Raw genomic sequence first — 25,391 nt, 5'->3', positions numbered from 1 at the left:
TCCACTTTACCGCCGGTCGGTGCCGCGCCCGGGAGTCCGGACGCCATGAGCAGGCCCGCCGGGCCGAGCACTGTTCGGCGAAGCTGTGGAAAACCCGGCCCCCTCCATCCCCTCTGTTAGCGTCGGGCGGGAACCGGCAGAGGGATCATGGGGAGCCTGTGGAAACGCGGCCGGCCGCGTACCACCGTTCTCGGGGTGACGGCCCTCGCCGTCGTGACGGCGGTGATCGGCTACTCGGCGTGGGACGACGAATATCCGAAGACCAACCGTGCACAGGTACGGAAGGCGTGCGCCGGCCTGCTGCCCGCCACCCACCTCGACTCGTTCCTGCCCCGCGACTCGGCCGTGACGCACGGCCAGTACGGCACGCTCCTCGGATCCGGCCACGAGAGCCGGGCCTTCATCGACTGCCGACTCGACTGGACCGGTGACGGCGGGAACGGCGACCGCGGCGTCCACATGCGGGCGGAACCATGGGGGCCCGACGACGTACTGTCCTCCGCCGACGACGGCGACGTGCTCCCCTTCCCCTACCGGCTGCCGGACGGTTCCCGGGGTGCCGTCACGGCGCATGGCATGTACGGCGACACGACACAGGTGGGAGTCGTCCTGCGAGTCGCCTGTCCCAAAGGCGACTTCGAGCGCTTTCGGCTGGGCACGGATGTGAGGGTCTCCGTCGAACTGCCCATGCGCATCCACGACGAAGGCGACGACGGATACACGGATGGACCCGTCGAGGAGGAGCTGCGCCTGGCCGTCCGGTCGGTCGTACACGCCGCCGACCGGGTGCGCGAGCACCAGGCATGCGGCACCGCCCCGCTCGGCAGGCTGAGCCGGTCCCGGTCTCCGAACGTGACGGCGACGACGGCGGTGGTGGCGACGACGGCGATACCGGGGCGGAGGGCGAGCAGGAAGACGGCCCTCGCGGCAAGGGAACCTGCGCCTGGCTGGACCCCGTCGCCATGGGCTACCAGAAGGGGAAGTGGAGAGTGTCGGGCAGTTCCTCCTTCGACCCTGCCCGGGGGAAGTGCCGCGCCGATTTCGACGGTCGTCCGGAGAAGAACGAGATCAAGAGTGTGGAGGCGATCAGCGTCTCCGGGGCCGGAGCGCGCAGTTTCTACCAGGGGGACGGGACCGGCCTGAACGACCACGAAGCCGACGAGCACCACGAGCCCGGACCGGGGTGGACGGCTGTCCCGAAAGGAACTGCCGAACTGCTGGCGAGTGACGACCGCACCATGCCTTCTCTGTCGCTGCTGTCGCTGTGGGCCGAGTCGGTGTGCGACGGCGGCCAGACCTTCCACCGAATCTCGGTCACGCCCGAACTCGGCTACCGCCTGAATACGGATGGAAGAGTGGCGCGGCACGAGGAGGACGGGTCCGCACTGAGCAAGGCGGCACGCGGGGAACTGTCGCGGACGGCACGTGCCGCGCTCGACCGCTATCTCGCCGCCCCCGGCGGCCGGCCCGAGCGGGCGCACTGCCGTGACACCAAGGTCCTCGGAGAGGTGGAGGAATGGCGATCCATCGACGACGAGTGATCGCTGCCGGGATCTTCCTCGGCATGGTGTTCATGCTTCCGACGGGGCGCTCCTGGTACGAGGAGAGGAGCGAGCAGCAGGCCTCCGAGGAAATGCTGAGCGACGCGTGCGGCGGAGTGCTTCCCGAACGCGAGGCGCGGGCGATTCTCGGCAGCGGCCCGCTGAGCGGGGAATCGGATTCCGCACGCGATGAGGAAGGCCTCGGCCGGAAGGACGAACCGCTGGAGACCGGCTGCTTCGTTGCCCGGAAGAGGCCCGAGAAGGCCTACGGCTTCGAGATGGCATCGGTCGGAGTGTCGCTTCACGGCACCCGCATTCCAGACGGTGGGGAGGGCGGAGGGAGCGAATGGCTGGACGACCCCTATCCGGCTCTCTATGCGAACGCACCGGCGCCCCTGCCGGACGGCTGGACCGGTTTCTTCTCGATACGTGACGCCGCCCACGAGGACCGCGGGACCACCGCCGTGTTTCTGGACTGCGCCGGAGACCGCCGCGATCTGCTGGTCACCGTCAATGTGTCGGTGGAAGACGCCGACTTCGACGACCCTGCCCACCGGATCCGTACAGGACACCTGGCCACGGCCACAGCGCGCAATGCCGCCCAGCGGTGGGGCTGCGAGGCGCGCTTCGGCGAACGGCTGAGCACGATGCCGCTGCCCGTGGCCGATGACGAGGACGTACCCCTCGAAGAGGCGGACGGGACGTGTGAAGGCGTCCCGGCGCGGGGCTGAACCTTCGCACGGGCCTGGGAGAGCGACCGGGGCGGTGCCCCGCAGGAGAAGTGCTCCGTCGGCAACAGCGGCGGCACCCCGCTCTACGTACTGCGGGCCTTCTACGGCCCGTACGCGACGAGTGCCCGCGCGGCCTGGGAGAAGCGGTACAGCTTCGAGGAGACGATCCCAGGACGCGCCCCCAGCGGGATGCTGCACGACGGCGGCATGTGGGCCACCGCCACCTGCCCGGCCCCGTTCTCGGGCGAGACCGCTCTCTTCGCCATCGAGCCCCTGGGCAGGGAGCGGGAGAAGTCGACAAGGGAGGAGCAGGCGTACGAGCGGGCGGCGCTGAAGGCCTTCGCCGAGGCCTCGGCCGAACACCACGGCTGCTCCGCACCACGACTCCCCTGATCACCCGCCCGGACGATCCGTTCCGGGCGGGTGAGGTCCATTCACCCTACGAGTCACCGCAGTTGACGACCACTGTGCTCCGGTGCGAAACCCACTGTGATCATATGGATCCAATCCGCGCTCCCGTACACGCACGGGGAACGGCACAGCGGGCGGGGCGCGGACTCCGACGGCGGACGAGGACGAGGGAACGGGGGAGCACGTGTCCATCGAGGACCAGCGGCCCACGAGCACACGGCTGAACGAACTGGCACACCCGGGAGGCGGAGGAGGCCAGGGGCCCGGCGGTGATCTGGCGCACTCCGAGACACAGAAGAAGAAAGCCGCCGACTACATCGAGCGGCATCTTGGCCCGGACACCGGGAAGGCGAGCATCCTCGCCGAGGACGACAGTGTGGACGCCGCCGGCGGCTCGAACGCCACCATCTGCACCAAGGGGAAGCTGAACGGCTGGGAGGTGGCCAGGGGGCTGTCCCACCGGCTGAACAAGTGGGAACGGAACTCCAAACGGCTCCAGGGCCGCCTGGACACCGAGCTCACCGGACTTGAGCAGACCAACACCCTCTTCGGGAACAACGAGACCGACACCAAGGCGTCCTTCGACGGCGTCTCCCCTCTCTACCGCAGTGCCCTGAGCGACTACGCGCCCGGCGCCGGTTCCTCGCCCGGTCCGGGCCTGGGCCGCCCGGCGGCGAAGAGCCCGATAGCGGACTTCTGAGCGGAAGAGAGGAACCGACATGACAGTCGACTACGAGACGATCATCAACACCGACCTGTCGAGCCTCTCCGACGCGGCCACCGCATGGGAGGACATGGGCAAGCGGTTCGGCGAGCTGCACGACAACTACCGCGACCACGTCAAGGCCGCGGTGGAGGCCGACGGCTGGGCGAGGTGAGTCGGCCACGACGTTCAAGAGCCGGGCCCAGGTCACGCAGGAGGAGTACGCGGGTGCGCGCGACGAGGCCAAGGCCGTCGGCGGACTGTTGAAAGAGGCGTACAGGACGCTCAACTCCCGGCGCAACAAGGTCATCGAACTGCGTGATCAGGCCATCGAGGCCTGCATGACCGTCAACCCGTACTCCGGCCGCTGCACCGCGGACCTCGCCAGGATGGACGAGGACAGGGCGGAGATCTACCGCGCCAACCAGCTCGCCCGCCAGGAGCTGGAGGAATCCTGGACGAACAAGATCCTCGACGCGGTCAAGAACGTCCAGGACGCCGATGAGAACTTCCGTATGGCGCTCATGTCGGATCCGTCCGACGGCGACAAGGGGCTGCTGGACGGCTTCAACGGGGCGCTCAAGAGTGATGCGGGCGAGGCCAACGCCGCACGCGCCGAGGAGCTGTACGACAAGATCAGGCGGGGCGAGAAGCTCTCCGACGCGGAGCGGAAAGAACTCGACCTCCTGATGCGGGAGAACAAGTCCGACCAGGAGTTCAGCCGCACCCTCATCACATCCCTGGGCGGCCCTGACGGCGTCATCCGCACGCACAACGAGCTGACCGACCGTGCGTACTTCGAGGAGACCGGCCGGAAGAGGCACTACCTGAGCATGGACCGGCACCTGGCCGACGTCATCGCCACCGCCACCAAGGTCGAGGGCAAGGGCAAGGAGAGGGAAGAGGACCAGAGGTTCTACGACAAGTGGATGAAGGACCTCAGGGAAGCCGGCCTCAAGGAGTACGACGCCGAGATCGTCGGCCAAGCCAACAACGACCAGAGGATGCGGGGCTACCAGTCGATCGTCACCCTGATGCAGAACGGCAGCGGCTACAGCGAGCAGTTCCTGCACGACCTCGCCGACGACATCCGCACCGCCGAGGACTCGAAGCAGACGGACGAGGACTCGAAGCGGAAGGGTGACCCCGACATCTGGGACCTCGACCGGGGGTTCGCGGGTACGAGGAAAGAGGACGGCACCTTCGCACGGGATGGGGACAGCTGGTTCGCCAACGACCCCTACGACGGTGTCCTCGGCATCATGAGCAAGACCCCCGACATCGCCACCGCCTACTTCGATCCTGACACGGCCGCCGGAAAGGACCGTCTGCACTACCTCCAGAAGGAGCGCGACTGGGATCTGGTCAATACCTCCGAGTACCGCAAGGTCGAGGTGTCCGGCCCGGACAAGGCCGACGCCGACAGCCACGTCGGCTTCGGCGCGGCCCTGGAGGCCGCCATGACCGGCCAGGTCCCCGGCGAGGATCCCCGGGGAGAGAACCCCACACACCACAGCGAGAAGCAGGCACGCCTCCTGGAGAACGTAATCAATTCGTATGCGGCAATGGAAAATCCGAACGGGAGCACCGGAGAGGAATTCGAGAGAGCGGTGATGCATGATAATGTTCGCCAGAACATGGCGAATGCACTCGCTTACTATCCAGGGGATATACATGAAATATTGGGCATGAGAGTCGATCATGGGGACAGGAGTGATGGCTCTGCCCAGGATGTTTCAACGGATCCCAATGAGATCGATCTCGACAGAGGGACGGTCAGCCGCTTCATTCGCGATGTTTCAGAAGATGGAAGAGCTTTCCGGACGATTCATGACTCTCAGATGCGGATAATCGCCGGAGATATGGAAGAGCTGGATAGGGGGGATTTCGAGAAGGGTACCAGTAAGATTCAGCTGGTTTCTCAGGTGAGCGGGCAGGTGATGGGATCGCTGGACGGAATTCGGGCCGACGTGATCTCGTCTCAGCGAGAAAATGAACTTTCCGAGAATGGCTGGGACAAAGTTTACAGCTATCACGCCATAGGCGCCCCGGTTACGGGTATACCTGTGGTTGGCGATGTATTTCAGCGTCTTGTTGACATAGGTACGGGAGAGGAGCTCGACAAGGCTAATGCGGAGACTGAGGAGAAACATAAAGAAGAGTTGATAAAGTACTATCAGCAGAATGGATATCCGAGGCTGGAGAGGGCTCTCGCGGAAAAGGCGCTTGACCTGGGGTTGCCGAAAAGCTATTTGACGGATAAAGAAGAGGGAGTTTTCACGGTGAAGGTCACGCCATGGGCGGCGGGTGGATACAATTACGGTATTGGTCAGGCCAGGGGTTCTATAGGGGGAGCACCGTGAATCGGTCCAGTACCCTCACGGGTGCGGTGTGCCGGGAGTTGAGGTGCTCCGCGTGACCGAAGAACTCAAGGGGAGCAAGCGGCGTCCGACGCTGGGGCTGGCCGGGATGGTTGTGGCCCTAGCGGCAGTGGTGCTTGCCGGCTGGTGGTTCTGGAGCGGTGCCGACGGATCGGCGGAGCAGGAGGAGCGGAACGCCTTCTGCTGGAGCCTCGTGCCCGGGGGCGAGCCGGAGGAAGGCGGATCGACGACCGAGTGCGGGGATGCGCTGGAGACGGCTATGACGGGTCGGCCTGCGGGGACCCGTCCACCGGAGAAGACGCCCGAGCATGACGCCGAGCGCATCCGTGTCTTCGAGAAGGTTGTAAAGGCGTATGGGGATCGAGCCCAGAACGACCCGGAAGCCGTTCCTCGGGAAATCCGCCGGAATATGGCGAACGCCTTCAACTTCTACTCGTCGGACATTCGCTATGTCATCGGCATCTACGGGGATCTATCGAGCGACATGCTGGTGACCGAGCCGAACGACGTGGACATCGAAAGGTCGACGGTCGAGGATTTTGTTCGCGGGGTGGCCGAAGATGGTGAGTCTTTCGGAGAGATTCACGGATTCCACTTGGATCTCGCCAAGAGGGACGCTGCTGAACTTGGTGAGGAGGACTTCCGGAAGGGAACCGTGGGAGCCGAGTTGGCGGCTCTGAGGGTGGGGGAATCCATGGGATTTCTGGACGCGATAGGGGCTCAGGCGCTTGAGGGGCGAAGTGGCGACAGGGGCCGGGAGGATTGGCTGGAGGGCTACGGGGGGACAGGTGAAGGAAAGGCTGAGGATATTTTTTCCGAGAACCGGGACGGCGGGTACTTGGTGAACATCTTCCAGGAGCGCTCAAATGATCTGGGTGTCAGGTTCCCCGCATCGGAAAGCAGGGGGACGGGCCTGCACCCGAAGGTTCTTGAGAAGATCACAGAGGGATATGCGCGGTGGGCCTGAGGTGACGCACGCGGGGGTGTCTCCTGGGCCAGTACTTCTGTTGAGAGACCGACTTCCGGTCCGCTTCCCCTCGTTGCCTTCTTCGACAGGCCGTGTGCCGGGCGCTGTCCCGCCCGGCCCGGGGCCGGGCGGGACAGCGGGGGCCGGGCGGTCAGTCGCGGAGGATGTTTCCGAACTCGTCCATCACCGGGTGGAGCCGCATCGGCGGCTGCGGGTCCCGGTCCGAGGGGCGGGACGTCTCGGGCCCGTCGGGGCCGACGCGGACCAGCCGCTCCACGCGGACGATCCGGAAGCACCGGCCGCGCACCCGCAGCTCGTTGCCGCGCGGGGTGGCGGCCACGTACTCGTCGGCCGCCCGCGCGTCCTCCTCGGCCTCGTCCGGGGGGACGTCGTAGAGCATGGGCCGGATCTCCTTCAGATGGTTCACCATCGACCGCCGGGCGTCGTGCGGGGTGGGGAGGGAGACGCAGACCGGCTCCCAGGAGTCCTCCTTCTCCTCGGCGAAGGCGAAGGCGGCGGGCAGGAGCACCACGCCGGGGTGGGTGTGCAGGGCGCGCAGGGAGTCCGCCCGCACCTCCTCCGGGTAGCGCGCGGCCCGATAGGCCAGTGACAGCAGTTCGACCCGCTGGATGCCCGTCATGAGGCCGACGGCGGCGGCGTGGTCGACGACGAAGCCCTGCGTCCGTGAGACCGACCGGTCGCTCAGTTTCCAGGAGAGCGGCCCCGGGGGTTCGGGGTCGGTGGGGCGGGGCGGTTCCAGCCCGTCGGGGCCGATGCGGGCGAACTCGTCGCCGCGCACGACGCGGTAGCGGGTGTCGCCCACCGAGACCTCGTCCACCGGCTCGGTCTCCAGCCGGGCGACGGCCGCCAGCAGCCGGCGGCGCAGCGCCCGGTCCTCGGTGTCGTCCCGGGCCGTGAACCACAGGTACGAGTTGAGGCCGTCCCGGGCGTGCTGCGGGAAGCCGCTGTCCATGTCGCTCAGCAGCCGCCAGCGGGGGCCGTCCTCGGGCCGCTGCTCGGCGAAGCCGAAGACGGGCCCCCGGATCACGACCTGCGGGTAGCGCACGGAGGCCTCGACGGTGTCGTGCTCGGTGACCCGGGAGACGGGGTCGTCCTGGGCCCGTACGCGGATGGTCAGGTGGTCGGGTGACTTCTCACGGTGGTCCTTCATGCACCCACTGTGTTGGATCCGCTCCGCCGCGTCAGCCGGTTCCCGGCGTCTCGGCACGTACAGTTCCCGGCTGTACGAGGGCTGTACGGGCTGTACGAGCGGTACGAGGTTTGTACGGGCGGCACGAGCGGCCCCGGCGGGCCGCCGGCTGGCGCGTCAGCCCAGGACCACGCTGCGCGTGAGGTTGCGCGGCCGGTCCGGGTCCGCGCCGGAGGTCTCCGCCAGGGCGACCGCCAGGCGCTGGGCCCGGATCAGGTCGGCCATCGGGTCCAGCGCCCGCTCGCCCGTGCCCGGGCAGTCGGAGTCCGCCAGCAGCGCCCCGCCCACCCGCGCGATGTCGCCGGACAGCCCCTCCGGCAGGGAGCCCAGCAGCCAGACGGCACGGCCCGGGCGGGCGATCGCGATGGGGCCGTGGCGGTACTCCATCGCCGGGTACGCCTCCGTCCAGGCGCCGGCCGCCTCGCGCATCTTCAGCGCCGCCTCCAGCGCCAGCCCGTACGTCCAGCCGCGGCCCAGGAACGTCCACTGCTCGGCCTCCAGCGCGGCCTGGGGCAGCGGCTGGACGACGGCCAGCTCCGCGTCGACCGCCGCCTGTTCGACCGGCTTCACCCCGGCCGGTGGCGCGCCGTGCCGCTCCAGGCCCGCGCGCAGCAGCGCCAGCGCCGTCGTGGCGAAGCGGGTCTGGACGACCGACTCCTCGTCGGCCCAGTCCAGGACGGCGGTGTGGTCGGCGGTCTCCGTCACGGGCGTGGCGGGGTCGGCGGTCAGGGCGGTGGTCGGCACGCGGCCCCGCAGGTGGGCCAGGAGGCCGAGCACCTCGGAGGTGGTGCCGGAGCGGGTGATCGCCACCACCCGGTCGTACGCGCGCCCGGCCGGGAACTCCGAGGCCGCGAAGGCGTCCGTCTCGCCCTGCCCGGCGGCCTCGCGCAGGGCCGCGTAGGACTGGGCCATGAACCACGAGGTGCCGCAGCCGGTCACCGCCACCCGCTCGCCCGGGCGCGGCAGCGCCCCGGCGGACCCGGACTCCACTGCCTTCGCCGCCCGCCGCCAGCAGCCGGGCTGGGTGGCGATCTCGGCGGCGGTGCGGGACTGCTCTGCGGCGGCCATGCGGGGCTCCTCGTGAAGGGGGCGGGGCGCGGGGTGGGGTGTGGGGCGCTGTGGTGCGGGACGGGGGCGTGGTGTGCGGTCGGCGGTGGAACCCGGCGGGCGGGCGGGTACACGCACGTGGATAGCAGCCCCGGCCCGGGAGAGTGAAGCACCGTTGTCGAAGCGATACGCGATGGGACGAGGGCCGTCCGGCGGCCGGGATGCGGTGTCCGAGCGCGGCAGTAGGTTGGAGGGGTGAGCACCGGCAGCGAGCAGCCGAGCGGCGGCAACGGCACCGGCGGCCTGTCCGAGGAGGACGAGGCCGTGCTCGCCGTCGAGCGCCGCGGCTGGCCGAACCCCGGTGCCAAGGAGCGCGTGATACGCGAGCGCCTGGGCATGTCGCCCACGCGCTACTACCAGGTGCTCAACGCCCTGCTCGACGACCCGCGCGCCCTGGCCCGCGACCCGGTCACGGTCAACCGGCTCCGCCGCCGGCGCGACGAGCGGCGCGGGCTGCGGTAGGGACGGTGAGGAGGCGGCCGCTGGGTATGGTCCCAGGCATGGGCAGCCACTCCTCACACACCTTTCCGGAGCAACTCCCCGTACCGACCACCCCCGCCGGACGCGAAGGGCTGGCCGCACTGCTGGCCGACCCCGGGCGGGCCGTGGTCGCCCTCGACTTCGACGGGACGATCGCCCCGATCGTCCCCGACCCCGACAGCGCCCGCGCCCACCCGGAGGCGGTGCCCGTCCTGGCCCGGCTGGCGCCGCTGCTGCGGGCCGTCGTCATCGTCACCGGGCGCCCGGCCGCCACGGCCGCGCGCTACGGCGGCTTCACCGGGGCGCCCGGTCTGGAGCATCTGGTGGTGCTCGGCGCGTACGGCGCGGAGCGCTGGGACGCGGCCACGGGCGAGACCCGCACCCCGCCGCCCCACCCGGGAGTGGAGGCCGTGCGCGCCGAACTGCCCGGTCTGCTGGAGAGGACCGGGGCGCCGCGGGGCGTCCGTACCGAGGACAAGGGCCGTGCGCTGGCCGTCCACACCCGCCGGGCCGCCGACCCGCAGGGCGCCTTCGAACTGCTGCGCGGCCCTCTGGACGAGCTGGCCGGACGGCACGGGCTGGCCGTGGAGCCCGGCCGCCTGGTGCTGGAGCTGCGGCCCCCGGGCATGGACAAGGGCATGGCCCTGACGGAGTTCCTCCGTGAGACGGGTGCCGCCTCGGTCCTCTACGGCGGTGACGACCTGGGGGACCTGGCCGCCTACGACGCGGTGGACCGGCTGCGCGGCGAGGGTGTGCCCGGGGTGCTGCTGTGCAGCGGCAGCGACGAGGTCACCGCGCTGGCCGAACGGGCGGATCTGGTCGTGGACGGCCCCGCCGGGGTGGTGGGGCTGCTGGGCGCGCTGGCGGACGTGCTGGGGGCCTGACGGCCGGGCGGCAGGCTCGCCGCCGGGCGTGCCCGGCGGCGGACCGGCCGTCGGTCGTCGACCGCCTGTCGGCCGGTGATCAGTCGCGCAGCGCGTTCAGCTGGTCCAGGAACCACTTCGTGGGCGGCAGGGCCGTGGCCGCCGCGGCCAGGCGCTTGGTGCGCTCGGCGCGCTCCTCCGGGTCCATCGTCAGCGCCTGGTGCAGGGCGTCCGCCGTGGCGCCGATGTCGTAGGGGTTGACGGTGATGGCGTCCTCGGCCAGTTCGGCGAAGGCGCCCGCCTCGCGGGAGAGGACCAGCGCGCAGCCGCCGTCGGAGAGCACCGGGATCTCCTTGGCCACCAGGTTCATGCCGTCCCGGATCGGGTTGATCAGGGCGACGTCGGCCAGCCGGTAGGCCGCCAGGGAACGCGCGAAGTCGTCCTTGAGGTGCAGCTCGACCGGTGTCCAGTCGCCCTCGCCGAACTCCGCGTTGATCCCCTCGGCGACGCGGGCGACCTCGTCGGTGTACTCGCGGTAGACCGCCAGGTCCTGCCGGGAGGGGTAGGCGAAGGCGACGTGCACGACCCGGCCGCGCCACTCGGGGCGGTCCGTCAGCAGCCGCCGGTAGGCGAGCAGGCCGCGGACGATGTTCTTGGACAGCTCGGTGCGGTCCACGCGCACGATCGTCCTGCGCGGCTCGCCGTCGGGCCCGCGGCCGATCTGCCCGCGCAGCAGCGCGATCCGGTCCTCCACGTCCGGGCGCCGGGAGCGCTCGCGCAGGAACTCGGCGTCGGCGCCCAGGCCGTGGACGCCTATGCGCGTCTCACGGCCCTCGTGGGTGACGATCATCTCGTCGCCGCCGTCGGCCACGGAGACCTCCGCGCCCAGCAGCTTCACGCAGCAGTCGGCGAAGGCGCCTGCCCAGCGCCGGGTGAGGAAGGCGGCCCGGTCGGCGCCCAGGATGCCGCGCAGCACCTCGGCGGCGACCCCGCCGTCGGGGTCGTCCGGCAGCACCCGGAAGTAGTCCGGCGGCGCCCAGGGGGTGTGCGAGAAGTGGCCGATGCGCAGGTCGGGCCGCCGCTCGCGCAGCATGGCCGGGACGAGGGTGAGGTGGTAGTCCTGCACGAGGACGGCCGCGCCCTCGGCGGCCTCCTGGGCCAGTGCGTCGGCGAACGCCGCGTTGTACGCCTCGTAGGAGCGCCACTGCCGCTCGAACTCCGCGTCGAAGACGGGCTCCGTCGGGGTCTGGTAGAGCATGTGGTGGACGAACCACAGCACGGAGTTGGCGATGCCGTTGTAGGCGTCCGCGAAGACGTCGGGCGCGATGTCGAGCATCCGCACCCGCTGGCCGCCGGTGTCCGCCGGGTCCAGCTCGCCGCCCGTGCGCCGTACCGCCTCGCGGTCGCCCTCGCCCAGCGCCGCGCAGACCCACACCGCATCGCCCTTGACAGCCGACAGGCCGGAGACCAGCCCGCCGCCGCCGCGTTTGACGGTCAGCTCGCCCCCCTCGCCGAGCGTGTGGGAGACGGGGCCGCGGTTGGAGGCGACGAGTACCTGGTGCCGAGTGACCATGAGCGGAACCTAGCCGCTGTCCGTACCGCTCAAACGTACGGTTCTCGTCACACGGAGCCCGGGGGAAGCCCGGGGAGGCCGACCGGGGCGCACGGACAGGGCGCACAGGCGGCGCGTGCGGCGCGGATACGGCGGCGCACGCGGGAGGGCTCCCGTACCGGGCGGGTACGGGAGCGGCTGGAACGGCGCGCGCCGGGCCGGGTGTGTGCTTCACCGGCGCGCGCCGGGCCGGGGTTCCCCCTCCGGGGCCCGCGGTCCTCAGGCCGCCGTGCGGCGGGCGGTGTACTCGGGGACGGTGCACATCGGCGGGCGTTCCTCGGTGTCCACCGGGTGGGTGTGCGGGACGAAGCCGCCCCCGGGGACCCGCTCGAACTGCGTGATCACCGGGCGTATCAGCGGGCCGCGCGCCTGCCGTACGTGGGCGGTGCGGTGTATCGCCGCGGCCATCCGCCCCAGTGCCAGCCCGTCCTGGTTGCGGTGCCTGCGCACGCCCACGTCGACCTGCGCGAGCGCGTCGAGCCCGACGGTGTGCAGCGCGTCCACCAGCAGGCCCAGCTCGACGCCGTAGCCGACGGGGAAGCTGAGCCGCTCCAGCAGGGAGCGCCGTGCCGCGTACTCGCCGCCCAGTGGCTGGACGAAGCCCGCCAGCTGCGGCCAGTACAGGTTGAGCAGGGGGCGGGCGACCAGCTCGGTGACCCGGCCGCCGCCGGCCGGGCTGTCGCCGATGGCGCGGTCGTACATCGCCTTGACCATCGCCAGGCCCGGGTCGGTCAGCAGCGGCCCGACGATGCCCGACACGAAGGTGGTGTCGAACTCCCGCAGGTCCGCGTCGACGAAGCAGACGATCTCGCCGCTGGTGGCCAGCAGCGACCGCCACAGCACCTCGCCCTTGCCCGGCACCGTGGGCAGCCGGGGCAGCACCTCGTCGCGGTGCACCACCTTCGCGCCCGCGGCGGCGGCCACCTCGGAGGTGCGGTCGGTGGAACCGGAGTCCACCACCACCAGTTCGTCGACCAGTGGCATGTCCTCGGTCATCAGTTCGCGGCGGATGGCGGCGACGATGTCGCCGACCGTCGCCTCCTCGTTCAGCGCCGGAAGCACCACGCTCACGCTGCCCGCCGGTCCGGCGGCCCGCTTGGCGGCCAGCAGCCGGTGCGGCGGGCGTTCGGCAGCGCTCCATGAGCGTCGTTCCAGCCAGTGGTCGACCTCATCCAGCACGTGTGCCTCCCTGTCCTTGGCGGTCCTCACCGGTCCTCACCGGTCCTCACCGGTCCTCACCGGTCCTCACCGGTCCTCGCCGGTCCCGGCGTCCCCGGTCGCCCCGGTGTTACCGGTGGCCCCCGCCGTCCCGGCGGTCCCAGGCATTCTCCGGGACCGGGGTCGCCCGGGTGATCTCGGTGTGTCTGCTGCTGTCGGTCACGGTGCGGTCGGGTGCCGGCCGGGAGTACCGGCCGTGGTCGGACCGTGGTTGCCCGCCACCGGCCGTCCATGCCCGGTCCCGGGCATGTTTCCGGGGCATTCACCCGGGCCGCGTTCCGGAGGGCGCCCGCGCTGTCCCCGTGTGCCTCCCGTCTCGCGGTTCGGACGGCCGGCCTTGTGGCCAAGGGCTTCGGTTACAGTCTTGGACGACGCGCGGGAGTTCCGCATCTTGGGGATCCCGTCGTGCACAAACGCCCCGGTCAGAGTATTGGCCGGTGCCATAGAGCTCATCCAGAGGGGCAGAGGGAACGGCCCGTTGAAGCCCCGGCAACCCTCCCGCCGGCACTCGTCGACAACAGTCCGAGGCCACGGTGGGGAAGGTGCCAATTCCGTCCCGCGGCGAAAGCCGTCGCGGGGAAGATGAGGAGAAAGGGCCTCGCCGACCATGGCTGTGCAGACTGTTGCAACCGACACCGACACCGACCTCTCACTCGGCCCCGCCGCGGCGCTCTCCTGCCGCGAATGCGGTGAGCGTTTCCCGCTCGGACCGGTCTTCGCCTGTGAGGCGTGTTTCGGCCCCCTGGAGATCGCGTACGACCTGCCCGGGGGCGACCCGGAGGAGCTGCGGAAGCGGATCGAGGCCGGCCCGGACAGCATCTGGCGCTACGCCCCGCTGCTGCCGGTTCCGGCCGACGTGGCGGACAAGCCCAATCTGAACCCGGGCTTCACCAGGCTGGTCAGGGCCGACAACCTCGCCCGCGAGCTGGGCGTCACCGGCGGCCTGTACGTCAAGGACGACTCCGGCAACCCCACGCACTCCTTCAAGGACCGGGTGGTGGCCATCGCCGTCGAGGCCGCCCGCGCCTTCGGCTTCACCACCCTGTCGTGCTCCTCCACCGGCAACCTCGCCGGCGCGGTCGGCGCCGCGGCGGCCCGCGCGGGCCTGCGCTCGTGCGTGTTCATCCCGCACGACCTGGAGCAGGGCAAGGTCGTCATGGCAGCGGTGTACGGCGGCGACCTGGTGGGCATCGAGGGCACCTACGACGATGTGAACCGCTTCTGCTCGGAGCTGATCGGGGACCCGATCGGCGAGGGCTGGGGCTTCGTCAACGTCAACCTCCGCCCCTACTACGCGGAGGGCTCCAAGACCCTGGCGTACGAGATCTGCGAGCAGCTCGGCTGGCGGCTGCCGGACCAGCTCGTCGTCCCGATCGCCTCCGGCTCCCAGCTCACCAAGATCGACAAGGGGCTGCGGGAGCTGATCGCCCTGGGACTGGTCGAGGACCGCCCCTACAAGATCTTCGGAGCCCAGGCCGAGGGCTGCTCACCGGTGGCGCGGGCCTTCAAGGACGGCCACGACGTGGTGCGGCCGGTGAAGCCGGACACCATCGCCAAGTCGCTGGCCATCGGCAACCCGGCCGACGGCCCGTACGTGCTGGACATCGCCCGCCGCACCGGCGGCGCGGTGGAGGACGTGAACGACGGGGAGATCGTCGACGCGATCAAGCTGCTGGCCCGGACCGAGGGCGTCTTCGCCGAGACCGCGGGCGGCGTGACCGTCGGCGTGACGAGGAAGCTGATCGAGGCCGGTGCGCTCGACCCGACCCTGACCACGGTCGTCCTCAACACCGGCGACGGCCTCAAGACCCTGGACGCGGTGGCGCCGACCACCGGACCGTCCGCGATCATCCGTCCCAACCTGGACTCCTTCCGAGAGGCTGGCCTGGCATGAGCGTCACCGTCCGAATCCCGACCATCCTGCGCACCTACACCGGCGGCCGGGCCGAGGTGCCCGCCGAGGGGGCCACACTCGCCGAGGTCATCGCGGACCTGGAGAAGAACCACCAGGGCATCTCCGCCCGGGTGCTGGACGACTCCGGCAAGCTGCGCCGCTTCGTGAACGTCTACGTCGACGACGACGACGTCCGCTTCGCCGACGGCCTGCAGACGCCGACGCCGGACGGCTCGGGTGTCTCCATCATCCCGGCCGTCGCGGGCGGCTGCTGACCGGGCGGCCACCGGCCGGACGGGCTTCGGCGCCGTACGCGCCACCGCACGCGGGCGGCCCCGCGCCCCCTCCCGCACGGAGGGGGCGCGGGGCCGCCCGCATATGCGCTCCCGGGAGGGGCGCGTAACCGCGCACGGTAAACGGAATTGGTAATTCCGGCCCTCGAAGAGCGGTAGAGTGAGCATGCCTCCCCCCAAGTGCGCGCTCAGCGCCCATGAGAACGCGACAACTTGCGCTCGAATTTATCGCGTGAATTGTCGTGTCGGTCCGTTATGCCCGGCCCGAGTTGCCCTGCTTTCCCGCCGTTCATGTGCTTATCGGCAATCCGGCGTGACCGGAATTCTCGTCCGACAGACCTGTTGCGGAGGGCGTCTGCCCAGATACATTCAGCCGCGGTCGACGCGTTCCGGCGCACGCCGCCCCCTCTCGCCGGGGGGTGGTGACTGACCCGGGTCCGCGGAGCGCGGGCCCGCGCAAGGGCCGGCAATAGGGGAGTTAGGAATGGCTCAAGGCACCGTCAAGTGGTTCAACGCGGAGAAGGGGTACGGCTTCATCGCGGTCGACGGTGGGGCGGACGTGTTCGTCCACTACAGCGCGATCCAGATGGACGGATACCGCACCCTTGAGGAAGGGCAGCGGGTCGAGTTCGAGATCTCGCAGGGCCAGAAGGGCCCGCAGGCGGACATGGTCCGCGTGACGGCCTGAAGCGCCGGACACACGCACCACGACGCACACCAGCAGTAGACGGCACAGGAGGGCCCGCGTCCCCGTAGGGGCGCGGGCCCTCCTGTTTCGTGCGCCCGCGCACCGGCGCGCGCCCGCGGTCCCGTCCGCGCCCCCGCCTCCGTGCCCGTACCCGGCGGTACGGGCACGCGGAACATCTGCGCGCTTGCACTCGGAGGGGTCGAGTGCTAATCATTGGCGTTAGCACTCTGAAGGTGAGAGTGACAAAGCAAGGACCGGTTCGGTGAGGTCCGCAAGCCCGGTGGAGCAAGGAACCGCCGGGCCGGTGGGCCGTCCGTCGCGGGCGCCAGAGCGGTCCGGACACATCCCAACCCGCCCCTGGCCTTCGGCATGGGGAACCCCAGGGAGGACCACTTCACATGGCCAAGACCATCGCGTTCGACGAGGAGGCGCGGCGCGGCCTCGAGCGCGGGATGAACCAGCTCGCCGACGCCGTCAAGGTCACGCTCGGCCCCAAGGGCCGCAACGTCGTCCTTGAGAAGAAGTGGGGCGCCCCCACGATCACCAACGATGGTGTCTCCATCGCCAAGGAGATCGAGCTCGAGGACCCGTACGAGAAGATCGGCGCCGAGCTGGTCAAGGAGGTCGCGAAGAAGACCGACGACGTCGCCGGTGACGGTACGACCACCGCGACCGTCCTGGCCCAGGCGCTGGTCCGCGAGGGTCTGCGCAACGTCGCCGCCGGCGCCAACCCGATGGCCCTCAAGCGCGGTATCGAGAAGGCCACCGAGGCCGTCTCCGCCGCCCTGCTGGAGCAGGCCAAGGAGGTGGAGACCAAGGAGCAGATCGCCTCGACCGCCTCCATCTCCGCCGCCGACACCCAGATCGGCGAGCTGATCGCCGAGGCCATGGACAAGGTCGGCAAGGAAGGCGTCATCACCGTCGAGGAGTCGCAGACCTTCGGTCTGGAGCTCGAGCTCACCGAGGGCATGCGCTTCGACAAGGGCTACATCTCCGCCTACTTCGCCACCGACATGGAGCGGATGGAGGCGGTCCTGGAGGACCCCTACATCCTGATCGCCAACTCCAAGATCAGCGCCGTCAAGGACCTGCTCCCGCTGCTGGAGAAGGTCATGCAGGCCGGTAAGCCGCTGCTGATCATCGCCGAGGACGTCGAGGGCGAGGCCCTGTCCACCCTGGTGGTCAACAAGATCCGCGGCACCTTCAAGTCCGTCGCCGTCAAGGCCCCGGGCTTCGGCGACCGCCGCAAGGCCATGCTCGGCGACATCGCCATCCTCACCGGTGGCCAGGTCATCTCCGAGGAGGTCGGCCTCAAGCTGGAGAACGCCGGTCTGGAGCTGCTGGGCCGCGCCCGCAAGATCGTCATCACCAAGGACGAGACCACCATCGTCGACGGTGCCGGTGACAGCGAGCAGGTCAACGGCCGCGTGAGCCAGATCCGCGCCGAGATCGAGAACTCCGACTCCGACTACGACCGCGAGAAGCTCCAGGAGCGTCTGGCGAAGCTGGCCGGCGGCGTGGCCGTCATCAAGGCCGGCGCCGCCACCGAGGTGGAGCTCAAGGAGCGCAAGCACCGCATCGAGGACGCGGTGCGCAACGCCAAGGCGGCCGTCGAGGAGGGCATCGTCGCCGGCGGTGGCGTGGCCCTGCTGCAGGCCTCCGCGGTCTTCGAGAAGCTGGAGCTCGACGGTGACGAGGCCACCGGCGCCGCCGCGGTCAAGGCCGCGCTGGAGGCCCCGCTGAAGCAGATCGCGGTCAACGCCGGCCTCGAGGGCGGCGTCATCGTGGAGAAGGTGCGCAACCTGACCCCGGGCCACGGTCTGAACGCCGCGACCGGTGACTACGTGGACATGATCGCCGAGGGCATCATCGACCCGGCCAAGGTCACCCGCTCCGCGCTGCAGAACGCCGCCTCCATCGCGGCGCTCTTCCTCACCACCGAGGCCGTCATCGCCGACAAGCCGGAGAAGGCGGGCGCCGGCGCCGACGCCGCCGCCGCTGCCGGCATGGGCGGTGGCATGGACTTCTGATCCGCCCCGCGGATCGGTGGTTCCCACCGGGCGCCTACCGCGCGCACGGTGACGAGGGCGGCACCCCGCAAGGGGTGCCGCCCTCCCGCTATGTCCAGGATGTGAGATTTTGCACCGCGTCGTGGCCTGACCCCGGGGCGGCGCACCGGATAGCCTCCCGGGGGCCGCGTACGGGCGATCCCCTCCCGCGGTGCCCCCACTCTGTTTCCAGAGCCGAACCCACCCCACACGACTCCTGGACGGCAACCTAAGCGATGAGCACACTCGAAACAGTGATCGTCGAGATCAACGACCACTTCTGGACCTATCTGCTGATCCCCCTGGTGGCCGTGGCGGGCCTGTACTTCACCGTCCGCTCCCGGGCCATGCAGATCCGGCTCCTGCCGGAGATCGTCAGGACGGTCAGGGAGCGGCCCCGCGCCGGGGCCGACGGAAAGAAGCCGGTCTCCCCGTTCGGCGCCTTCACCATCTCCGCCGCGGCCCGGATCGGCACCGGCAACATCGCCGGCGTCGCGGCGGCCATCACCGTCGGAGGGCCGGGCGCGGTCTTCTGGATGTGGGTGATGGCCCTGGTCGGCGGCGCCTCCGCCTTCGTGGAGTCCACCCTCGCCCAGCTCTACAAGGTGCGCGACCGCGGCAGGGGAGGCGAAGGCGCCTACCGCGGCGGCCCCGCGTACTACATGCAGCGCGGCCTGGGCCGGCGCTGGGTCGGCGTGCTCTTCGCCGTGATCATCACCCTGACCTTCGGCCTGGTGTTCACGGCCGTGCAGTCCAACACCATCGCCTCGGTCACCGCCGGATCGCTGGGCACGGACGGCGACGGCGGCTCCGGCTGGGTCGCCCCGGTCGTCGGCGCCGCGCTCGCCGTGCTGCTCGGACTGGCCGTCTTCGGCGGGGTGCGCAGGATCGCCTCGGTCACCAAGGTGCTCGTCCCCGTGATGGCGGTGATCTACCTGCTGGTGGGTCTGGCCGTCGTGGTGCTCAACGTCTCCGAGGTGCCGCGCGTCCTCGCCGACATCGTCGGCGGCGCCTTCGGCCTGCGCGAGATCGCCGGAGGCGGCATCGGCGCGGCGATCCAGCAGGGCGTGCGCCGCGGCATGTTCTCCAACGAGGCCGGTCTGGGCTCCGCCCCGAACGCCGCCGCCGCGGCCGAGACCTCCCACCCGGTCAAGCAGGGCCTGGTGCAGACCCTGGGCGTCTTCTTCGACACCCTGGTGGTCTGCACGATGACCGCCTTCGTCATCCTCTCCGTCAACCCGGAACTCTCCGGGCGCCAGGGAGCCGACCTCACGCAGTCCGCGCTGCAGGAGACCCTGGGCGGCTGGGCCGGCCATCTGCTGACGCTGGTGGTCTTCCTGCTCGCCTTCAGCTCGATGATCGGCAACTACTACTACGGCGAGTCCAACATCGAGTTCATCACCCGCCGCCGCTCGGTCATGCTCGGCTACCGGGGGCTCGTCCTGGCCGCCGCCTTCCTGGGCGCGCTGGGCTCGCTGAGCGTGGTGTGGAGCCTCGCCGACGTCACCATGGGCGCCATGGCCCTGGTCAACCTGCTGGCGATCCTGCCGCTGTCGGTGATCGCCTTCCGGCTGATGGAGGACTACCTCGCCCAGCGCCGCGCGGGCCTGGACCCCGTCTTCACCCGCGACCGCCTGCCGGACCTGACCGGGGTGGAGTGCTGGGAGGCGGCGCCCGCCGCGCGCGGTGCGCGGGACGAGCCCGCACGGGCGGGGGCGCGGAACGGCTGAGCCGGCCGTCCGGTCCGGGCGCGGACACCGTCCGCGCCGAAGGCCCCCGGCGCGCACCATCCCCTTCCGGTGCGCGCCGGGGGTCTTCGCGTACGCGTGCCCGCCGCGCGGGCGGTACGGGGGGACGGGGCGGTGCGGCACCGCGCGTACGCGGGGCGCCGGACGACCGGGAGCCGCGTGCGGCCGGTCCTGCCCGGCGCGCCGACCTCCGGCGCGGGAAGGTCGCCGCCGGCCGGCGCACCGGCCGCGTCCCGACAGGCGTGCCGCCGGGCCCGTACCGGTCCCCGGTCCTCCGGCCCGCGGTCCTTCCGGTTCCGTGCACGGATGTGCCGCCGGGGTCCGTACAGGCGTGAGTGCCTCGGGCCGCCCGGGACGGCCCGAGGCACCGGTGCGGGCCGCCGGCCGCGTCCCGCCGGTCGGGCGCGCGGCGCGGGCCGTCAGCCGCGTGCCGCCTCCAGGGCCGCGCGCAGCCGACCGCCCGACTCCCTCAGCAGCCGCTCGGCCGTGGGGCCGTCCACCTCGCCCAGGATGGTGAGGATGGCGTTCTTCACCTCGCCGCCGGTGGCCGCGAGCGCGGACTCGATCCGCTCCTCGCCCGCCCCCGTGGCCAGCGAGACGATACGGCGCGAGCGGGCCCGCAGCTTCTCGTTCGAGGCGCGCACGTCGACCATCAGGTTCCCGTACGTCTTGCCCAGCCGGATCATGGTGATGGTCGAGATCATGTTGAGGACCAGCTTCTGGGCCGTGCCCGCCTTGAGCCGGGAGGAGCCGGTGATCAGCTCCGGGCCCACCACGACCTCGATGCCGTGGTCGGCCGCCGCCGCCAGCGGCGAGCCGGAGTTGCAGGACAGCCCGACCGTCAGCGCCCCCAGCCGCCGCGCGTGCTCGACCGCGCCGACGGTGTACGGGGTGCGCCCGGAGGCCGACACCCCGACCACCACGTCGTCGGGGCCCAGCCCCAGCCCGTCGAGGTCGGCCGCGGCGAGGTCGGGGCGGTCCTCGGTGCCCTCGGAGGCGCTGACCAGCGCGTCCGGGCCGCCCGCGATCACCCCGACGACCTGGGAGGGATCGGTGTCGAAGGTGGGCGGGCACTCGCTGGCGTCCAGCACGCCCAGCCGCCCGGCCGTCCCCGCCCCCGTGTAGACCAGCCGCCCGCCGCGCGCCATCCGCTCGACGGTGGCGTCGATGGCGGCGGCGATGCGCGGGAGCTGGGAGGCGACGGCGGTGGGGACGGTGGCGTCCTCCCCGTTCATGACCCTGGCGATCTCCAGGGTGGGGAGCCGGTCGATCTCGGACAGGTCGCTGCGGAACGCCTCGGTGGTGAGCGTGTCCAGTTCGGCGCGCAGCCGGTCGTACGCGCCGTCCGGATGGCGGGAGTCGCGAGGATCGCCGGATTCGTGGCCGGCGGCGGTCGGAGAGGAGGTCATGAGGGTGCGGCTCTTTCCGTTCTTCCGGATGCCGGGGCCGGCCACCGGTGCCGGCGCCCGGGCGGGGGTGTGGGGGGTTGGGCGGTGCTGCTCGGGTGCGGGTGCGGGTGCGGGTGCGGACGTGGGCGTGGGTGCGGGCGTGGGGTCAGCGCTGCCGGGGCGAGTGGCGGTGGGCCAGCGCCTCGTAGGAGGCCGCCAGGGCGGGGGCGGCGGTCTCGTAGGTGCGCTGTGCCACGCCTATGAACAGGCAGTCCACGACCAGCAGCTGGCTGGTCCGGCTGGACATGGCCGCCGGGCGCAGTTCGCTCTCGCGCGCCGTGGAGGTGGTCAGCACGTGGTCGGCGTACTGCGCGATCTCCCCGTCCGGGCGGCCGGTGACGGCCACGGTGGTGGCGCCGTGGTCGAAGGCGACGCGCAGCGGTTCGATCACGTCCACCGTACGGCCGGAGTGGGTCACCGCCAGGGCGACGTCCCCGGCGCGCAGCTGCACGGCGCCGGTGACGGCCAGATGCGGATCGGCGTGGGCGTGGGCGACCAGGCCGATCCGCAGCAGTTTCTGCGCCAGGTCCTGGGCGACCAGGGCGGAGGCGCCGGCGCCGTAGAGGTCTATCCGGCGGGCGGAGGCCATGGCGTGCACGGCCGCCTCGACCTGGCCGGGATCCAGTCCGGCGGCGGTGTCGGCGAGGGTCTGCCGCTCGTCGTGGGCGAGCTTGGCTATGACGTCCTCGATGGGGTCGTCCACGGCGATGTCGGCGGTCACCGACGGAGAGGCGCCGGAGGCCTGCTGCGCGGCGAGCCCGGCCAGCGCCAGGCGCAGATCGCGGTAGCCGGGGTAGCCCAGCAGGCGCGAGGTCCGTACGACGGTGGCCTCGCTGGTGCCGGTGCGCTCGGCGAGGCCGGTGACGGTGAGCTGCGCGCATCCGGCGGGGTCGCCGGCGACGGCCTCGGCGACACGTTGCATGGAGCGGGTCATCGAGGGGGCCATGGTGCGGACCTTGGCCGCGAGGGCGGCGGGCTCCGGGGGACCGGGACGACGGCCCGGCGCGGTGTCGCGGAGCGGACCGGAGAAACTTTCCTTCACAGTATTGTTCACACGGTGGAAGGTATTTTCACCGCACGGGGCCGTCAAGACGTCCGCCGCCCTTGCGGCCGTCTGCTCCAATGGAGGGGCTATGACAGAACGGCAGCCCCCTTCCCCCGGTCCCGATCCCCGCGAATCCGGCTCCGGCGACCCCCACGGCCTCGAACGCGCCCTCCACACCGGCCGGGCGCTCGTCCTCGCCGACCTCACCGCCTGCGGCATCGCCGAGGCCGAGGTCGTCTCGCTGGTCGAGGACGCGGTCTCCCACCGCCGCTGGTGGGTCGAGCAGTGGCCCGAGGGCGTCTCGTTCGTCGCGGGCCTGATCGCCCAGGACGTCCAGGACGCCCTGCTGGACCGGCGGGGCCGCTGGCCGGGCTGCCCGCTGTGCGGCGGCGAGGAGGAGCACGCGCTCGACGTCGAGCCCGAGCTGGGTCCGGACCCGCACTGGGTGTGCGGCCGGACGGCGACGGCGGTGGCGCCCGTCGGGGAGCTGGGAGGCGCCGGGTGACCGTCTACATCGACCCGCCCGAGTGGCCGGGCCACGGAATGCTGTGGTCGCACCTGGTCAGCGACGCCTCCTACGAGGAGCTGCACGCGTTCGCCGCCGCTCTCGGCTGCCCGCGCCGCGCCTTCGACCGCGACCACTACGACGTACCCGCCCACCGATACGAGCGGGCGGTGCGGCTGGGCGCGGTCGAGGTGGGCAGCAAGGAGCTGCTGCGGCGGCTGACGGAGGCGGGCCTGCGGCGGCGCCGGCCCCCTCGCCGGGCCCCGCTCCGGGTGGTCACGGCGACCTGAACGGCTCCGGCCCGTCCGGGGCCTCCGGGGTGCCCGGGGTTTCCGGTGCCTTCCGGGAGACGGGGACGCCGAGGGCCAGTACGGCGGTGTCGTCGTCCACTCCCTCGCCCAGCCCCTCCAGCAGGGCGCCGACGGCGGTGACGGCGTCCGCCGCGCTCGCCGGGGCCAGCCCGGCCGCGAAGTCGAGCAGGGCCTCCTCGCCGTAGCGCCCTCCCTCCCGCTCCCGGCGGCGGCCGTCCGTATGGACGGCACGGGCCTCGGTCAGCCCGTCGGTGTACAGCAGCAGGGTGTCGCCGGGGGCCAGGCGCACGGTGGTGGCGGCGAAGTGGGCGTCCGGCAGCACTCCGACCAACTGGCCTCCGGGGGTGTGCAGATAGCCGGCGGTGCCGTCGGCGCGCATCAGCAGGGCCGGGGGGTGGCCGCCACCGGCGAGGGTGAGCTCGCAGCCGTGTTCGCCCGGGGTGAGCAGACCGTGGATGACGGTGCAGAAGCGCGGGTCGTCGCCGTGGTTCTCGTGCTCCAGGACGGTGTTGAGGTTGGCCAGCACCCTGACCGGGTCGGGGTCGGAAGCGCTCGCGGCGCGCAGGGAGTAGCGGACGAGGGAGGTGACGGACGCCGCCGCGGCGCCCTTGCCGGAGACATCGCCGAGGAAGAAACCCCAGCGCCCGCCGGAGACGGGGAACAGGTCGTAGAAGTCGCCGCCGACCTCGTCGATCGAGGCGGTGTGGTAGTGCGCGGCCAGCTCGGTGCCGGGGATGTCGGGCAGGGCGGGCGGCAGCAGGCTGCGCTGGAGGGTGGTGGCGAGCTGCTGCACGCGTTCGCGCTCGCGGTCGGCCTCCTGCCGGGCGCGCAGCAGCTCGGTCTCGTACGCGCGGCGGTCGCGGGCCTCGAAGACGGAGGTACGCACCAGTGCCGGCCGCCCGCCGGAGCCCTCCCGCACCGAGGCGGCGACCAGCACCGGCAGTCGGCTGCCGTCGGCGGCCTTCATCTCCAGTGCGATCCCGCCCACCCGGCCCTGCATCCGCAGCAGCGGGGCGAGGTGGGTCTCGTAGTAGATCCTGCCGCCGACGCTGAGCAGCTGGGAGAAGGTCCGGCGGCCGACCAGTTCCTCGCGGCGGTAGCCGAGCCAGTCCAGCAGGGTGGTGTTGACCTTGACGATCCTGCCGCCGGGGACGCTGGAGAGCTGGCCGCACGGCGTGTTCTCGTACAACTCCTCCAGGTCGTCCTCCGGATTCCCGCCGTCCCCCGGTTCCGGTCCGTCCGGCTCAGGTGCCGGTTCCGGATCCGGATCCGGGCTCGCACGGGAGGTCACCGCGCCCTCGCGAAGGAGGCGATGGCCTCGGCCGTCGGGCCGGGGCTGCTCAGCTGTGGGCAGTGCCCGTGGGCGTCCAGGGTGACCAGGGTGCTTCCGGCGATCTCGTCCCGGACGAACGAGCCCACCTCGCGCGGGGCCAGGGTGTCGTGCGCGCACTCGACCACCAGCGTCGGCACGGTCACCCCGGCCAGGTCCTCGCGGTTGTCGGACAGGAAGGTGGTGCGGGCGAAGACGCGGGCCATGCGCGGGTCGGTGCGGCAGAAGCTGTTGGTCAGCTCCTCGCCCAGCTCGGGCCGGTCCGGATTGCCCATGATCACCGGTGCCATCACCGCGGACCAGCCCAGGTAGTTGCTCTCCAGCGACTCCAGCAGCTCCTCGATGTCGGCCCGGCTGAACCCGCCCCGGTAGCCGCCCTCGTCGATGTAGGAGGGGGAGGGGGTGAGCAGGACCAGTTTGGCGAAGCGCTCCGGCTCGCGCAGCACCGCCAGCACCCCGATCATGGCGCTGACCGAGTGCCCCACGAACGTCACGTCCCGCAGCCCCAGCTCGCGGCAGATGTCCAGCACGTCCTGCGCGTACCCCTCCAGCGAGGAGTAGCGCTCCTCGTTCCAGGCGGAGGGGTCCGACCGGCCGGAGCCCACGTGGTCGAAGAGGACCACCCGGAACTCCTCGGCCAGCGCGGGCGCCACCAGGCGCCACAGGTTCTGGTCGCAGCCGAATCCGTGTGCCAGCATCACCACCGGCCCGTCCTCCCGGCCGGTGACGGTGACGTTGTTCTTCCTGCGCACGTCCACCTCACACGTCCTTTCACCTGTGTCCGGCGTCCTGGCCGCCGGATGACCGGAAGCCGTCGGGCCGGTCGAGGGAGGGCCGGTCTCGGGCGGCCTGCGGGT

24 protein-coding genes and 1 riboswitch are annotated in these 25,391 nt (G+C 71.3%); of the genes, 16 read left to right on the top strand and 8 right to left on the bottom strand.

Annotation, left to right across the window (positions count from 1 at the left end):
* Positions 1-803 precede the first annotated feature (803 nt).
* From BM237_RS01940 to BM237_RS01915, 7 genes are all read left to right on the top strand, one after another.
* A complete protein-coding gene (locus BM237_RS01940) occupies positions 804-1,541 on the top strand; it encodes a hypothetical protein (RefSeq protein ID WP_093847039.1) in 738 nt (245 codons plus the stop codon).
* Entirely contained in the window at positions 1,517-2,272 is a 756-nt protein-coding gene (locus BM237_RS01935) for a hypothetical protein (protein WP_139238049.1), read from the top strand. Before BM237_RS01940 ends, BM237_RS01935 begins: the two co-directional genes overlap by 25 nt.
* Before the next feature lie 189 nt (positions 2,273-2,461).
* The gene (locus tag BM237_RS01930) at positions 2,462-2,665 is read left to right on the top strand and encodes a hypothetical protein (RefSeq protein WP_093847035.1); all 204 of its coding nucleotides are present in this window, start codon (positions 2,462-2,464) and stop codon (positions 2,663-2,665) included.
* A 202-nt stretch (positions 2,666-2,867) separates the two neighbouring features.
* Positions 2,868-3,383 (top strand): hypothetical protein, encoded by a 516-nt coding sequence (locus tag BM237_RS01925; protein WP_093847033.1) that lies wholly within the window; start codon positions 2,868-2,870, stop codon positions 3,381-3,383.
* Between the two features lie 19 nt (positions 3,384-3,402).
* Positions 3,403-3,561 carry a hypothetical protein gene (locus BM237_RS29115; protein ID WP_175540847.1) on the top strand — a complete coding sequence of 53 codons (159 nt, stop codon included), beginning with the start codon at positions 3,403-3,405 and terminating at the stop codon, positions 3,559-3,561.
* A gap of 88 nt (positions 3,562-3,649) precedes the next feature.
* Positions 3,650-5,749 carry a DUF6571 family protein gene (locus BM237_RS01920; RefSeq protein ID WP_093847031.1) on the top strand — a complete coding sequence of 700 codons (2,100 nt, stop codon included), beginning with the start codon at positions 3,650-3,652 and terminating at the stop codon, positions 5,747-5,749.
* A 52-nt stretch (positions 5,750-5,801) separates the two neighbouring features.
* The gene (locus tag BM237_RS01915) at positions 5,802-6,734 is read left to right on the top strand and encodes a hypothetical protein (RefSeq protein ID WP_139238048.1); all 933 of its coding nucleotides are present in this window, start codon (positions 5,802-5,804) and stop codon (positions 6,732-6,734) included.
* Positions 6,735-6,885: 151 nt separating this feature from the next.
* Here the strand turns inward: BM237_RS01915 and BM237_RS01910 are convergent, their stop codons facing one another.
* Together BM237_RS01910 and BM237_RS01905 are read right to left on the bottom strand one after the other, a co-directional pair.
* The gene (locus BM237_RS01910) at positions 6,886-7,905 is read right to left on the bottom strand and encodes a DUF5954 family protein (RefSeq protein WP_093847027.1); all 1,020 of its coding nucleotides are present in this window, start codon (positions 7,903-7,905) and stop codon (positions 6,886-6,888) included.
* Positions 7,906-8,061: 156 nt separating this feature from the next.
* Positions 8,062-9,012, bottom strand: coding sequence for an SIS domain-containing protein (locus tag BM237_RS01905; protein WP_093847025.1), 951 nt, complete (start codon positions 9,010-9,012; stop codon positions 8,062-8,064).
* A gap of 234 nt (positions 9,013-9,246) precedes the next feature.
* On the opposite strand from BM237_RS01905, the gene BM237_RS01900 reads away from it, so the two are divergent.
* Together BM237_RS01900 and otsB are read left to right on the top strand one after the other, a co-directional pair.
* On the top strand, positions 9,247-9,513 hold the full coding sequence (locus tag BM237_RS01900) for a DUF3263 domain-containing protein (RefSeq protein WP_093847023.1): 267 nt from the start codon (positions 9,247-9,249) through the stop codon (positions 9,511-9,513).
* A gap of 38 nt (positions 9,514-9,551) precedes the next feature.
* On the top strand, positions 9,552-10,415 hold the full coding sequence (otsB, locus tag BM237_RS01895; protein ID WP_093847022.1) for a trehalose-phosphatase: 864 nt from the start codon (positions 9,552-9,554) through the stop codon (positions 10,413-10,415).
* Positions 10,416-10,494: 79 nt separating this feature from the next.
* Here otsB and BM237_RS01890 read toward each other — a convergent pair whose 3' ends face one another.
* Both BM237_RS01890 and BM237_RS01885 read right to left on the bottom strand, forming a co-directional pair.
* The gene (locus BM237_RS01890; RefSeq protein WP_093847020.1) at positions 10,495-11,967 is read right to left on the bottom strand and encodes an alpha,alpha-trehalose-phosphate synthase (UDP-forming); all 1,473 of its coding nucleotides are present in this window, start codon (positions 11,965-11,967) and stop codon (positions 10,495-10,497) included.
* A gap of 258 nt (positions 11,968-12,225) precedes the next feature.
* A complete protein-coding gene (locus BM237_RS01885) occupies positions 12,226-13,185 on the bottom strand; it encodes a glucosyl-3-phosphoglycerate synthase (RefSeq protein WP_093847387.1) in 960 nt (319 codons plus the stop codon).
* 485 nt (positions 13,186-13,670) lie between these two features.
* Positions 13,671-13,813: riboswitch (SAM riboswitch) on the top strand.
* 18 nt (positions 13,814-13,831) lie between these two features.
* Between BM237_RS01885 and thrC the strand changes: the two genes are divergently transcribed.
* From thrC to BM237_RS01860, 5 genes are all read left to right on the top strand, one after another.
* Positions 13,832-15,118, top strand: a complete 1,287-nt coding sequence (gene thrC, locus BM237_RS01880; protein ID WP_093847018.1) for a threonine synthase — start codon at positions 13,832-13,834, stop codon at positions 15,116-15,118.
* Positions 15,115-15,393, top strand: coding sequence for a MoaD/ThiS family protein (locus BM237_RS01875; protein WP_093658905.1), 279 nt, complete (start codon positions 15,115-15,117; stop codon positions 15,391-15,393). Before thrC ends, BM237_RS01875 begins: the two co-directional genes overlap by 4 nt.
* 502 nt (positions 15,394-15,895) lie before the next feature.
* Complete coding sequence (locus BM237_RS01870; protein WP_004986573.1) at positions 15,896-16,099, top strand: cold-shock protein; 204 nt, start codon at positions 15,896-15,898, stop codon at positions 16,097-16,099.
* A gap of 398 nt (positions 16,100-16,497) precedes the next feature.
* Positions 16,498-18,129 (top strand): chaperonin GroEL, encoded by a 1,632-nt coding sequence (groL, locus tag BM237_RS01865; RefSeq protein WP_093847016.1) that lies wholly within the window; start codon positions 16,498-16,500, stop codon positions 18,127-18,129.
* A gap of 254 nt (positions 18,130-18,383) precedes the next feature.
* Positions 18,384-19,877, top strand: coding sequence for an alanine/glycine:cation symporter family protein (locus tag BM237_RS01860; RefSeq protein ID WP_093847015.1), 1,494 nt, complete (start codon positions 18,384-18,386; stop codon positions 19,875-19,877).
* Positions 19,878-20,314: 437 nt separating this feature from the next.
* On the opposite strand, the gene murQ is transcribed toward BM237_RS01860, so the two are convergent.
* Positions 20,315-21,304, bottom strand: a complete 990-nt coding sequence (gene murQ, locus BM237_RS01855; protein ID WP_093847013.1) for an N-acetylmuramic acid 6-phosphate etherase — start codon at positions 21,302-21,304, stop codon at positions 20,315-20,317.
* A gap of 145 nt (positions 21,305-21,449) precedes the next feature.
* Positions 21,450-22,385: a MurR/RpiR family transcriptional regulator gene (locus tag BM237_RS01850; RefSeq protein ID WP_245793372.1), complete on the bottom strand. Its 936-nt coding sequence runs from the start codon at positions 22,383-22,385 to the stop codon at positions 21,450-21,452.
* 91 nt (positions 22,386-22,476) lie between these two features.
* Between BM237_RS01850 and BM237_RS01845 the strand changes: the two genes are divergently transcribed.
* Complete coding sequence (locus tag BM237_RS01845) at positions 22,477-22,893, top strand: DUF8819 family protein (protein WP_093847009.1); 417 nt, start codon at positions 22,477-22,479, stop codon at positions 22,891-22,893.
* On the top strand, positions 22,890-23,183 hold the full coding sequence (locus tag BM237_RS01840; protein ID WP_093847007.1) for a DUF4031 domain-containing protein: 294 nt from the start codon (positions 22,890-22,892) through the stop codon (positions 23,181-23,183). The genes BM237_RS01845 and BM237_RS01840 overlap by 4 nt, the downstream gene beginning before the upstream one ends.
* Here the strand turns inward: BM237_RS01840 and BM237_RS01835 are convergent.
* Together BM237_RS01835 and BM237_RS01830 are read right to left on the bottom strand one after the other, a co-directional pair.
* Complete coding sequence (locus BM237_RS01835) at positions 23,170-24,495, bottom strand: SpoIIE family protein phosphatase (RefSeq protein WP_093847005.1); 1,326 nt, start codon at positions 24,493-24,495, stop codon at positions 23,170-23,172. The two genes, BM237_RS01840 and BM237_RS01835, sit on opposite strands and share 14 nt — an antisense overlap.
* On the bottom strand, positions 24,492-25,292 hold the full coding sequence (locus BM237_RS01830) for an alpha/beta fold hydrolase (protein ID WP_093847003.1): 801 nt from the start codon (positions 25,290-25,292) through the stop codon (positions 24,492-24,494). Before BM237_RS01830 ends, BM237_RS01835 begins: the two co-directional genes overlap by 4 nt.
* Positions 25,293-25,391: the final 99 nt, after the last annotated feature.

Origin of the sequence: Streptomyces mangrovi, from assembly GCF_900114215.1 — a bacterium.
GTDB classification, from domain to species: domain Bacteria; phylum Actinomycetota; class Actinomycetes; order Streptomycetales; family Streptomycetaceae; genus Streptomyces; species Streptomyces barkulensis.
Note: the sequence above shows the minus strand (reverse complement) of the source record. Positions and strands in the feature narration are given on the sequence as shown.